The 12,623-nt window shown below is 61.7% G+C and carries 11 protein-coding genes; 5 read left to right on the forward strand and 6 right to left on the reverse strand.

Annotated elements, in window-relative coordinates; translation table 11 throughout:
* The 4 genes from AC07XM_RS24640 to AC07XM_RS24655 form a co-directional block, all read left to right on the forward strand.
* The coding region (locus AC07XM_RS24640; protein WP_495045681.1) for a glucose-6-phosphate isomerase at positions 1-859 on the forward strand (859 nt) is incomplete at its 5' end.
* Positions 860-1,057: 198 nt separating this feature from the next.
* A complete protein-coding gene (gene acs, locus AC07XM_RS24645) occupies positions 1,058-2,992 on the forward strand; it encodes an acetate--CoA ligase (RefSeq protein WP_016489158.1) in 1,935 nt (644 codons plus the stop codon).
* A 42-nt stretch (positions 2,993-3,034) separates the two neighbouring features.
* Entirely contained in the window at positions 3,035-3,904 is an 870-nt protein-coding gene (locus AC07XM_RS24650) for an oxygenase MpaB family protein (protein ID WP_016489159.1), read from the forward strand.
* A 78-nt stretch (positions 3,905-3,982) separates the two neighbouring features.
* Positions 3,983-6,919, forward strand: a complete 2,937-nt coding sequence (locus tag AC07XM_RS24655; protein WP_102689861.1) for a DUF748 domain-containing protein — start codon at positions 3,983-3,985, stop codon at positions 6,917-6,919.
* Between the two features lie 59 nt (positions 6,920-6,978).
* Here AC07XM_RS24655 and AC07XM_RS24660 read toward each other — a convergent pair whose 3' ends face one another.
* Positions 6,979-7,392 (reverse strand): VOC family protein, encoded by a 414-nt coding sequence (locus tag AC07XM_RS24660; RefSeq protein ID WP_010955354.1) that lies wholly within the window; start codon positions 7,390-7,392, stop codon positions 6,979-6,981.
* 60 nt (positions 7,393-7,452) lie between these two features.
* Here AC07XM_RS24660 and AC07XM_RS24665 point away from each other — a divergent pair, with 60 nt between their 5' ends.
* Complete coding sequence (locus tag AC07XM_RS24665) at positions 7,453-7,755, forward strand: heme-binding protein (protein ID WP_016489160.1); 303 nt, start codon at positions 7,453-7,455, stop codon at positions 7,753-7,755.
* Positions 7,756-7,832: 77 nt separating this feature from the next.
* Here AC07XM_RS24665 and AC07XM_RS24670 read toward each other — a convergent pair whose 3' ends face one another.
* The 5 genes from AC07XM_RS24670 to rbfA form a co-directional block, all read right to left on the reverse strand.
* Positions 7,833-8,183, reverse strand: coding sequence for a BON domain-containing protein (locus AC07XM_RS24670; protein WP_016489161.1), 351 nt, complete (start codon positions 8,181-8,183; stop codon positions 7,833-7,835).
* Between the two features lie 262 nt (positions 8,184-8,445).
* Positions 8,446-10,551, reverse strand: coding sequence for a polyribonucleotide nucleotidyltransferase (pnp, locus tag AC07XM_RS24675; RefSeq protein WP_060518476.1), 2,106 nt, complete (start codon positions 10,549-10,551; stop codon positions 8,446-8,448).
* A gap of 249 nt (positions 10,552-10,800) precedes the next feature.
* Positions 10,801-11,070, reverse strand: coding sequence for a 30S ribosomal protein S15 (gene rpsO, locus AC07XM_RS24680; protein ID WP_016489163.1), 270 nt, complete (start codon positions 11,068-11,070; stop codon positions 10,801-10,803).
* 147 nt (positions 11,071-11,217) lie between these two features.
* Positions 11,218-12,135, reverse strand: a complete 918-nt coding sequence (truB, locus tag AC07XM_RS24685) for a tRNA pseudouridine(55) synthase TruB (RefSeq protein ID WP_016489164.1) — start codon at positions 12,133-12,135, stop codon at positions 11,218-11,220.
* A gap of 3 nt (positions 12,136-12,138) precedes the next feature.
* Positions 12,139-12,537 carry a 30S ribosome-binding factor RbfA gene (gene rbfA / locus AC07XM_RS24690; protein WP_016489165.1) on the reverse strand — a complete coding sequence of 133 codons (399 nt, stop codon included), beginning with the start codon at positions 12,535-12,537 and terminating at the stop codon, positions 12,139-12,141.
* Positions 12,538-12,623 lie beyond the last annotated feature (86 nt).

Below are 12,623 nucleotides of genomic sequence, written 5' to 3' on the forward strand. Positions count from 1 at the left end.
CTGGGTGGGTGGGCGCTATTCGCTATGGTCGGCCATCGGCCTGCCCATTGCCCTGGCCATCGGCACCGCCAACTTCAAGGAGCTGCTGTCAGGTGCCCACACCATGGACCAGCACTTCCAGACCGCGCCGTTCGACAAGAACATGCCGGTGCTGCTGGCCCTGCTGGGTGTGTGGTATGGCAATTTCTGGGGCGCGAGCAGCCACGCGATCCTGCCGTACGACCACTACCTGCGCAACATTACCAAGCACCTGCAGCAGCTGGACATGGAGTCCAACGGCAAGAGCGTGCTGCAGGACGGCGCCCCGGTGAAAACCGCCACCGGCCCGGTGATCTGGGGCGGCGTCGGCTGTAACGGCCAGCATGCCTACCACCAGTTGTTGCACCAGGGCACCCAGCTGATTCCGGCCGACTTCATCGTGCCGGTCGTGAGCTTCAACCCGGTGGCCGACCATCATCAGTGGCTGTACGCCAACTGCCTGTCGCAGAGCCAGGCGCTGATGCAGGGCAAGACACGCGAAGAAGCCGAGGCCGAACTGCGCAGCAAAGGCCTGAACGAAGCGGACATCGAGAAGCTGGCCCCGCACAAGGTGATCCCGGGCAACCGCCCTAGCAACACCCTGGTAGTGGAGCGCATCAGCCCACGCCGCCTCGGCGCGCTGGTGGCAATGTATGAGCACAAGGTGTTCGTGCAGAGCGTCATCTGGGGCATCAACGCCTTTGACCAGTGGGGCGTGGAGCTGGGCAAAGAGCTGGGCAAGGGTGTGTACCAACGCCTGGTTGGCACCCTGGAAGACAGCGCCGAAGACGGCTCCACCCAAGGCCTGATCAACTACTTCCGCGGCCGTCACCGCGGGTGAGCTAACGCCTGCACGGGGCTATTCGCGGGTAAACCCGCTCCCACAGGTACTGCACAAGTTCCAAGCATCGTGCGGTCCCTGTGGGAGCGGGTTCACCCGCGAAGAGGCCAGCACAGGTTGAACACCGCTCCCAGCTACACTGTCCTATCGAATAGCCGTTGCAGTCCATCGCCCCTTACAAGAGCAGGACCACCCGCCATGTTCGATATCCGTAATTACCCCCAGGCACTGGCCGTCAGCCAGTCTGCCACCCTCACCCCCGACGACTACCGCCGCCTCTACCGCCAGTCAGTCGACGACCCTGACACCTTCTGGGCCGAACAGGCCAAGCGCCTTGACTGGGTCAAGCCCTGGTCAAGCGTGCAGCAATGCGACTTGAACACCGGCAAGGCTCGCTGGTTCGACGGCGCTCAGCTCAACGTCAGCTACAACTGCATCGACCGTCACCTGGCCCAGCGCGCAGAGCAAACCGCGCTGCTGTGGGAAGGCGACGATCCCCACGACGCCAAGGCCATCACCTACCGCGAACTGCACCGCCAGGTCTGCCGCCTGGCCAATGCGATGAAGGCCCGCGGCGTGAAAAAAGGCGACCGGGTATGCATCTACATGCCGATGATCCCCGAAGCCGCCTTCGCCATGCTCGCCTGCACCCGCATCGGTGCCATCCACTCGGTGGTGTTCGGCGGTTTCTCCCCCGACGCCCTGCGTGACCGCATCCTCGACGCCGATTGCCGCACTGTGATCACCGCCGATGAAGGCGTGCGCGGTGGCAAGCGCATCCCGCTGAAGCAGAACGTCGACAAGGCCCTGGCCAGCTGCCCCGCGGTCAGCAGCGTGTTCGTGGTACGCCGCACCGGCAGCGATGTGAGCTGGGCCGAAGGCCGCGACGTCTGGTACCACGAGGTGACCGACAAAGCCGGCGACGACTGCCCACCCGAGCCGATGGAGGCCGAAGACCCGCTGTTCATCCTCTACACCTCCGGCAGCACCGGCAAACCCAAAGGCGTGCTGCACACCACCGGCGGCTACCTGCTGCAGGCGACGATGACCTTCAAGGTAGTGTTCGATTACCGCGACGGCGAGGTGTTCTGGTGCACCGCCGACGTAGGCTGGGTTACCGGCCACAGCTACATCGTCTATGGCCCGCTGGCCAATGGCGCGATCTCGCTGATGTTCGAAGGCGTGCCCAACTACCCGGACACCTCGCGCTTCTGGCAAGTGGTGGACAAGCATCAGGTGAACATCTTCTACACCGCACCGACCGCCCTGCGCGCACTGATGCGCGAGGGGTCCGCACCGCTCCAGGGCACTTCGCGCAAAAGCCTGCGCCTGCTGGGCAGCGTCGGCGAGCCGATCAACCCCGAAGCATGGGAATGGTATTTCGAGGAAGTGGGGCAAAAACGCTGCCCCATCGTCGATACCTGGTGGCAGACCGAAACTGGCGGCATCATGCTCACCCCGCTTCCCGGCTCGCAATCGCTCAAGCCCGGCTGCGCCACTCAGCCCATGTTCGGCGTGCAACCGGCACTGCTGGACGAAAAAGGCCAGCTGATCGAAGGCCCCGGCGCTGGCCTGCTGGTCATCAAGGCCAGCTGGCCTGGCCAGATCCGCAGCGTCTATGGCGACCACCAGCGCATGGTCGACACTTACTTCAAGCCCATGCCCGGCTATTACTTCACCGGCGACGGAGCCCGCCGCGATGCCGATGGCGACTACTGGATCACCGGGCGCATCGACGATGTGATCAACGTGTCAGGGCACCGCATCGGCACCGCTGAAGTGGAAAGCGCGCTGGTGCTGCATGACCGCGTCGCCGAGGCAGCGGTGGTCGGTTACCCTCACGACCTGAAGGGCCAGGGCGTGTACGCCTTCGTCACGCCCATGAATGGCGTGACCCCGGACGATGCGCTCAAGGCCGAACTGCTGGCCCTGGTCAGCAAGGAAATCGGCAGTTTCGCCAAGCCCGAGCTGATTCAGTGGGCGCCCGCATTGCCCAAGACCCGCTCAGGCAAGATCATGCGGCGTATACTGCGCAAAATCGCCTGCAACGAGCTGGACAACCTTGGCGATACCTCGACCTTGGCCGACCCCAGCGTGGTACAGGGCCTGATCGATAAACGCCTCAACCAGTAACCGGCGGCCACTGTCCATGGCCGCCCTGAACCTCAGGTCGCCATGGAAGCCCTTCGTCGCCGCATCGAAACCCAGGTCATGAGCCTCACCGGGCTGGCCCTCGGCCAGCTCGACCTGGAATCGCCCAAGGGCGACCCGGGCCTGTTCGGCCCGCACAGCATCAGCTGGCAGGTACATGGCGACTTCCCCAGCATGCTGGTCGGTGGCATCAGCGCGCTGATGCTGCAGCTGCTGCATCCGCTGGCCCTGGCCGGCGTGTGGGACCACTCCAATTTCCGTGAAGACCTGCTCGGCCGTCTGCGCCGCACCAGCCAGTTCATTTCCGGTACCACCTTTGGTGCCACCGGCGATGCCGAATGGCTGATCGACAAGGTGCGCACCATTCACCTGCAGGTCACCGGCACGGCACCGGACGGCCGCCCCTACGCAGCCAGCGATCCGGACCTGCTGACCTGGGTGCATGTGGCGGAGGTCAGCAGTTTCCTCGCCGCCCACCTGCGTTATCGCAACCCGCACCTGCCGCGCACCGAGCAGGATGCCTATTACAACGAAATCGCCCTGATCGCCGAGCGCCTTGGCGCCCGTGACGTGCCACGTTCGTGTCAGCAGGTCGAAGACTACCTGCAACGCATGCGCCCGCAGCTGCATTGCGATACGCGCAGCCATGAAGTCATACAGATCCTGCTCGACGCCCCTGCCCCCAGCCGCCTGGCACAGCCAGTTGGCAAGCTGATGCTGCACGCCGGTATCGACCTGCTGCCGGGCTGGGCACAGGCCATGCTCGGCCTGCAGCACGGAGCCTTGCAACAGCGCCTGATTCGCCTGGGCCTGCAACGCACCGCACCGGTACTGCGCTGGGCCATGCGCGACGGCTCGGCGCATCGGGCCAAACGGCGCATGGGCATCGAATGAGGCCAAGTGGTCGCGCCTGCGGAACTGATTTAACGTGCCATACTCCAAGCACTCCTGCTTAGACAGACGAAGCGACACATGTACAAAGGACTGACCCGCGCCGCCGGCGCAATCGTGGCCCTGGTAGCCCTCTATAGCCTGCTCGGCTTCCTCATTCTTCCTGGTGTCGCGCTGCGCGTCGCCAACCAGCAGTTGGCCCAGTACGCCACCGTGCCGGCCCACCTCGAACGGATCGAACTCAACCCCTTCAGCCTTGAGCTGACGCTGTGGGGCCTGCAGATCGGCGAGCCGGGCAAGGAGCAGGTCGGTTTCGAGCGTCTGTACGCTAACGTTTCGCTCGACAGCCTGTGGACCAAAGCCCTGCATGTGCAAGCGGTGGAGCTGGACAAACCACGCAACGAGGTGCTGTTCGCCAAGGACGGTGCCCTCAACCTCACCGGGTTGTTCAAGCTGCCAGCCAGTGAGGCCAAACCCGACGAGCCGCCCAGCGACCCGTTCCCGCTACGCATTGGCAGCATCAAGCTGGTCGATGGCTACCTGCACTTCGAGGACCTGCGCCCCAGCGAGCCAATCGAGTTTCTCTACGACAACATGAACCTGGAGCTGAAAAACCTCAGCACGCTGCCCAACGACAATGCCGACATGACGCTGGTGGCCAACGGCCCCAATGGTGGACGGATCGACTGGAAAGGTACCCTGAGCCTGTCGCCGATCGCTTCCGAAGGCACACTGAAGGTTACCGACGCCAAGATGAAGCTGTTCTGGCCCTACGTGCGCGATGCCGTGCCACTGGTGCTGGAAGATGGCGTGCTCAGCCTTGATGCGCATTACACGCTCAACCTCGCCAAACAGACCGAGCTGCTGCTGGATGACGTGTCGGTGCGCATCGCGCCGTTCGCCATCAAGGCACCGGATGGCCGCCCGTTGGCGCGCCTGGCCAGCCTGGACGTGAGCGAAACCTCCGTCGACCTGGTCAAGCAACGGGTCAGTGTCGGCAAGATCCGCAGCGAAAAACTGGAAACCTGGGCGGCGCTTGAAAAAGACGGCCAGCTCGACTGGCAGAAGCTGTTCGCCAGCCAACCGGCCAAGGCCACGCCAAAGGAAAAAGCCGAGCCCGCTGCCGCCGAGCCTACGCCTGAAGAGAAAGCTGCCAAGGAGCCAGGCAAACCTTGGCAAGTGCTGCTCAAGGACGTGCAACTGCGCAACTACCTGGTGCACCTGGCAGACCGCAGCCAGAAAGAACCGGTAGCCTTGGACATTGGCCCGCTCAACGCCGACCTGCAAGGTTTCGACAGCCTCAACCAGTCACCCTTCACGCTTAAGCTCGACACCGGCGTAGGCAGGCAAGGCAAGCTGCAGGCGGCCGGCCAGGTCAACCTGGCGCCGATATGGGCCAAGCTGGATGTGAGCACCCGCGACATCGACCTGCGTGTGGCACAGGCCTATATCAACCCGTTCATCCTGCTGGAGCTGCGCAGCGGCATGCTCGCCAGCGACCTCAAGGTCGACCTGAAGAACACCGCGCCACTGGCTTTCACTATTACCGGCAAAGCGCAGGTCAACCAGTTGCATACCCTGGACACCATCAAGAGCCGCGACTTCGTTAAATGGCAGCAGGTGAATGTCGACGGCTTGTCCTACGTGCACGGCGATGCACTGTCGATCGACAAGGTCACCCTGCTGCAGCCGTATGCGCGTTTCATCATCAACGAAGACCGCACCACCAACGTCAATGACCTGCTGGTCCCGCAACCGGCCGGGGCCCCGGCGAGCAGCCATGCCAAGCCGGCCTCGGCCAGCAACGAAAAGCCCCTGGGCATCCACATCGGCCAGATCGACATCAATGATGGCTCGGCCAACTTCGCAGACCTGTCGCTCACCCCGAACTTCGCCACCGCCGTTCAACAGCTCAACGGCCAGATCGGCACCATCGACAACCGCAAGCCGCTGCCGGCCAAAGTTGACGTCAAGGGCAAGGTCGACCGTTACGCACCGGTGACCATCAAGGGCGCACTCAACCCGTTCAACCCATTGGCGAGCCTGGACATCGCCACCAGCTTCAAACGGGTCGAGCTGACCACGTTGACGCCCTATTCCGGCAAGTTTGCCGGCTTCCGCATCCGCAAGGGCCGGCTCAACCTCGACCTGCACTACCTGATTACCAACGGCCAGCTCAAGGCCGAGAACAAGGTAGTGGTGGAGCAGCTGCAACTGGGCGAAAAAGTCGACAGCCCGGACGCCGTAGACCTGCCGATCCGCCTGGCAGTGGCACTGCTGAAGGATACCGAGGGCAAGATCTCGATCGAGCTGCCGGTGACGGGTGACCTCAACAACCCGCAATTCAGCGTAATGCCGATTGTGTGGCAAACACTGCGCAACCTGGTACTGCGCGCGGCGCAGGCACCGTTCAAGTTCATTGGTGGGCTGATTACCGGCGGGGGCTCGCAAGACCTGGGTAACGTGGCGTTTGCCCCAGGCTCCAGCGAACTCTCGGGCGATGCCCAGTCGTCACTGGACAAGCTGGCTGCGGCGCTGAAAGAGCGCCCCGAACTGCGCCTGGAAATCGAAGGCACCAGCGCCCAGGCCAGCGACGGCCCACTGATCGCCCAGCAACGCCTGGAGCGCGAGTACCAGTCCACCTGGTACAAGATCCTGCAGCGCCGCGGTGACAAAGTGCCGGCCAATGCTTCGATGCTGGTGGTCGACGACAGCGACAAACCGGCAATGCTTGAAGGCATCTACCGCACCCGTCTGAAACAGCAGCCGCCTGCCGAATGGGAGCAACTGGGCCGCGAAGAACGCACCACCAGGCTACGCGAGGCAGTGATCAAGTCGTGGGCCGAAAGCACCGCCCTGCTGCGCACACTGGGCCAGGAGCGGGCCAGCAGCATCAAGGATTACCTGGTGGACAAGGGCAAGCTGGAAGATGACCGGGTGTATTTCATCGATACCAGCCTGGGCCAGCCTGAAAGCGATGGGCGGGTGGTGACGCCGATGCATCTGGATGCCGAGTAAACCCCTCTAGCAGGCTTGGCCGCTTCGCGGGCGCGCCCGCGAAGAGGCCGGCACTGGCTTCAGACCAACCGCTGCCCCGACACCGCCGGGTGGTACAGCGGCTGCACCTTGTTCCCCGCCGGGTCCAGCAAGTGGAAGCTGCGCGCCCCGTCACCATGGTTGAACGGCCGGTCGAGCAAGGTCACGCCATGGGCCTTGAAGTATTGGTACCACGCTTCCAGCTCCTCCACGCTGTCCACAATGAACCCATAGTGATCCAGAGTCTGCAGCCCATTGGCCGCCCCCGCCCCACGCCCCAACGAAAGGTTGTCGTTGCCGCAGGTGAGGTACACCAGGTCTTCATTGGCGCGGTTCAGTACTTCCATCCCCAGCACATCGACGTAGAAGCGCTCGCATTCCTCCAGGTTGGGTACCAGCAAGGCGATATGGCGCAGGCCATTCAGGCGGCCAGGACGTGCGGGCAATTCAGACATTGGCGGAGCTCCATTTTTGTATACAATTCATAATTGAATTTAAAACAAAAGGAGCGACTTGTGTATAGCCTGTTCATCAAGACCCGTGTAAAGCCTGGTTGCGCGGAGGCCTTTCTGGCAGCGATCAAGGTCAATGCCGCCGCTTCCGTCGCCAGCGAGCCAGGCTGCCTGGTGTTCGATGTGTCGCAGGACCGGGTCGACCCAGAGCTTATTTACCTGTACGAAATCTATCGCGACGATGCCGCGTATGAAGCCCATACCCAGACCGCGCACTTTCGCGACAGCCGCCCACTGGTAGAACCGCTAATCGCCGAGCAGGAATGCTTCGAAAGCGATGTGATCGCACGCAACCCGGTGTACTAGCAGGTATGAAAAAGCCCCGGCTCACGCCGGGGCTTTATGTGTAAGTGGCCAAATCCGTTTGGCCGACGGGACAATCCTTATTCGGCTTTCAGGCCATCGGCCGAAACGGCCTTCACGCCTTTGATTTTCTTGGTGATAGCAATCGCCATTTCTTTCTGCGATTCGGTCACGGCGGTGGTCGACGACAGCGACACGACGCCTTTGTTGGTTTCAACCTTGATGTCGGAACCCGGGATGCCTTTCTCAGTCAGCAGGTCCGATTTGACCTTGGTGGTGATCCAGGTATCGGAAGTGGCTTCCTTGGCTTTGGTCACCTCACCGGCCGCAAGCGTCATCGGGGCCTGGGTGGACTGTTGGGCGAATGCCGCGTTAGCCATGGTCAGGGTCAGAGCGGTAGCAGTAGCGGCAGCAATGGCGAACTTCTTCATGTGGGTCACTCCTGTTTTTCGAAAGGTCTGCGCCGTATGTCCTGGCGGCAGGTATGAAGGTAGTTGCATGGGCTGTGCCAGCTTTCCCGCTTCGCTTGTTCCCTTTAAAATCAACAAGTTAGCTAATTGCTATCAAACTCAATGTCGTGCATTTTGCAATCAGCGCGGTAAACCTGCATGCAAGATGCAAGTCCGCAAAAGGTTCCCGTACCCCATGAAAAAAGGGCCCCGAAGGGCCCTTTCTGTGTAGCGTGGCAGTCGCTTAGACGCCCGAGGCCTTGGCCGCGGCAACGTCTTTGATCGACAGCTTGATACGGCCGCGGTTGTCCACGTCCAGTACCAGTACTTCGACTTCCTGGCCTTCTTTCAGGATGTCGGTGACTTTCTCGACGCGAGCATCGCTCAGCATGGAGATGTGCACCAGGCCGTCCTTGCCAGGCAGGATGTTGACGAAGGCGCCGAAGTCGACGATACGCTCAACCTTGCCGACGTAGATCTTGCCGATTTCGGCCTCGGCGGTGATGCCCAGGATGCGCTGCTTGGCAGCCTCTGCCGCTTCCTTGGTTTCGCCGAAGATCTTGATCGAGCCGTCGTCTTCGATGTCGATCGAAGCCTTGGTCTCTTCACAGATGGCACGAATGGTGGCGCCGCCTTTACCGATGACGTCACGGATCTTGTCGGTGTCGATCTTCATCGCGATCATGGTCGGGGCGTTGGCCGACAGCTCGGTACGCGACTGACCAATGATCTGGTTCATCTGGCCGAGGATGTTCAGGCGCGCTTCCAGGGCCTGCCCCAGGGCGATTTCCATGATCTCTTCGGTGATGCCGTTGATCTTGATGTCCATCTGCAGCGCGGTCACGCCTTTGGCGGTACCGGCTACCTTGAAGTCCATGTCGCCCAGGTGGTCTTCATCACCCAGGATGTCGGTCAGAACGGCGAACTTCTCGCCTTCCTTGACCAGGCCCATGGCGATACCGGCAACCGGTGCCTTCATCGGCACACCCGCGTCCATCAGCGCCAGGGAAGCGCCACACACCGACGCCATGGAGCTGGAACCGTTGGACTCGGTGATTTCCGAAACGACGCGAATGGTGTACGGGAACACGTCAGCGGCCGGCAGCATGGCCTGTACCGAACGACGAGCCAGACGACCGTGACCGATTTCGCGACGGCCAGCACCACCCATACGGCCACACTCACCTACCGAGAACGGCGGGAAGTTGTAGTGCAGCATGAACGGGTCTTTTTTCTCGCCTTCGAGGGTATCCAGCAGCTGTGCGTCACGGGCAGTACCCAGGGTCGCAACGACCAGTGCCTGAGTCTCGCCACGGGTGAACAGCGCCGAACCGTGGGTCTTCGGCAGAACACCTACTTCGATGTTCAGCGGACGAACGGTCTTGGTGTCGCGGCCATCGATACGCGGTTTGCCGTTAACGATGTTTTCGCGAACGGTGCGGTATTCGATTTCGCCGAAGATTTCTTTTACTTCGGCAGCCGAAGGCTGGCCTTCTTCACCGGAGAACTTGGCGATGGCCTGATCACGCAGCTCGCCCAGGCGCGCATAGCGGTCAGCCTTGACGGTGATGGTGTAGCCCTGCGAAACCGCTTCGCCGAACTCGGCGCGGATAGCGTTGAACAGCTCGGTGTTGGCAACGGCAGGTTTCCAGTCCCAGGTTGGCTTGCCAGCTTCGGCAGCCAGCTCTTTGACAGCCTGGATAACAGCCTGGAATTCGTCGTGGGCGAACAGTACGGCACCCAGCATCTGGTCTTCGGTCAGCTCTTGAGCTTCCGATTCAACCATCAGTACGGCGTCGGAGGTACCGGCAACGACCATGTCCAGGCTCGAGGCAGCCAGTTGCTCGTAGGTCGGGTTCAGCAGGTAGCCGGTGCTCTCGTGGAAGGCAACGCGGGCGGCGCCGATCGGGCCTTCGAACGGAATACCGGAAATGGCCAGGGCAGCCGAGGTACCGATCATCGCGGCGATGTCCGGGTCGGTCTTCTTGCTGGTGGAAACCACGGTGCAGACGACCTGCACTTCGTTCATGAAGCCTTCCGGGAACAGCGGACGGATCGGACGGTCGATCAGGCGCGAGGTCAGGGTCTCTTTCTCGGAAGGACGGCCTTCACGCTTGAAGAAGCCACCCGGGATCTTGCCGGCGGCGTAGGTCTTTTCCTGGTAGTGAACCGACAGCGGGAAGAAACCCTTGCCTGGATCAGCCTGTTTGGCACCTACCACGGTCACCAGCACGGTGACGTCGTTGTCGACGGTAACCAGCACGGCGCCGGTTGCCTGACGGGCAATACGGCCCGTTTCGAGAGTAACGGTCGACTGACCGAACTGGAATGTCTTGATTACCGGGTTCACGGTTTCCTACCTTTTTCAGTGGCTCTTGGGGGAACTGGTTTCTTGCGAATGTGTGGGCAGAACGGGGAATCGGCCCCATTGACCGTCCAGATACAACACGAGGCTGGGAGCCTGGTTGAAGAGCGCAAAGCGCTCCACTTCACCAGGCTGCCAACCTCGGAGATACGCATGGCATGCCCATAGACAACGCTGCCAGGCAGCGCTGCCAATGCATGAGACACGCCATGCACACCACTGACCAGGCCGCTATTAGCGACGCAGGCCCAGGCGACCGATCAGGGCGCTGTAACGAGTGGTGTCTTTGCCCTTCAGGTAGTCCAGCAGCTTACGACGCTGGTTTACCATGCGGATCAGGCCACGACGCGAGTGGTGGTCTTTACCGTTGGCCTTGAAGTGGCCTTGCAGCTTGTTGATGTTCGCGGTCAGCAGAGCAACCTGAACTTCCGGGCTACCAGTGTCGCCAGCAGCTTGCTGGTAGTCGGTAACGATTTGAGCTTTTTCTTCAACGCTGAGGGCCATTTGGCTTCTCCTGATAACGGATCCCGCAAGCGGGGTCCAATAGGCCAGGGACAAATCCCTGTATTAATAAGAAAGGTGTGACCGTGCCTACTGACAGCCACCCTTGATTCCGTAGGGCTCGGCCGAAGCCTCACCCCGCGGTTTCGGTCATTCCGACCGAATCAGCCGACGCGGCGCAATACGCCCGTCTTCGCTCACTTCACCGATACCGATGAAGCGCGCATTGTGATCCTGTACCCGGACCATGCCAAACTGTGGCGCGTCCGGCGCGCGTACTGCCTGCCCATGCAGCCAGTAGAACGCACTGTGCTCGGACAGGCACACCATGGGCCAGTCCTGCAGACCGCTGTCCGAGGGCATCAGGAAGCGATCGAGCGCTTCGTTGCCACCTTCGGCATGGGCCTGTTCGAGCGCTTCGAGCGTGACCGTCTGTGCCAGCGCAAAGGGCCCGGCCTGGGTCCTGCGCAGTTCGGCGACATAGGCGCCGCAACCAAGGGCCTCGCCGATATCCTCCACCAGGGTGCGGATATAGGTGCCTTTGCTGCATCCTACGCTCAGCCGTGCACGGGTGCCTTCACACTCCAGCAACTCCAAGCGGTTAATAGTAACAGAACGCGCCTCGCGCTCCACTACCTCTCCTGCACGCGCCAGCTTGTAAAGTGGCTGGCCGTCACGCTTGAGCGCCGAGTACATCGGCGGTATCTGGCTGATAGGGCCACGAAATCGTGGCAGTACTGCCTCGATGTCGGCACGACCAACGGTCACCTCGCGGGTCTGCAGCACCTCACCTTCGGCATCGCCGGTGTTGGTAGTCTGCCCCATCTGCATGACGGTTTCGTAGCCCTTGTCGGAATCGAGCAGGTACTGCGAAAACTTGGTCGCCTCGCCAAAGCACAGTGGCAGCACGCCGGTTGCCAGCGGGTCGAGGCTGCCAGTATGGCCGGCCTTTTCCGCGTTGAGCAGCCAGCGCACCTTTTGCAGGGCGGCGTTGGACGTAAAGCCCAAAGGCTTGTCGAGCAGGATGATGCCGCTGACATTGCGGCGGATACGTTTGACCTGGGCCACCGCTTACTCCTTGGTGTCCAGCTCGTCGGTATCCTTGTGCAGGCGGTCTTCGGCCACTGCACGCTCGATCAGCGCCGACAGGTGCACACCGCGGCTGACGCTTTCATCGAAGTGGAAGTGCAGCTGCGGCACGCTGCGCAGTTGCATCGAGCGGCCAAGGTGCAGACGCAGGAAGCTGGCAGCACTGTTCAGTGCCTTCAACGACTGCTTCACGGCATCTGGCGTTTCCTCGCCCATGACGGTGATGAACACCTTGGCATGGCCCAGGTCACGGCTGACGTCCACGGCGGTGATGGTAACCAGACCGACACGTGGATCCTTGACTTCGCGACGGATCAGCTCGGCCAGCTCGCGCTGCATCTGATCGCCGATACGTTGGGTACGGCTGTATTCTTTGGCCATTTTTGCTACCTGTAACTTAAAGCGGCAAACGCCCGGTCAGACCAATGCCTGACCGGGCGCTACCTGAAGAGGTGCCGCAAACCGCC

This window comes from Pseudomonas sp. GW460-LB5 (assembly GCF_059423245.1).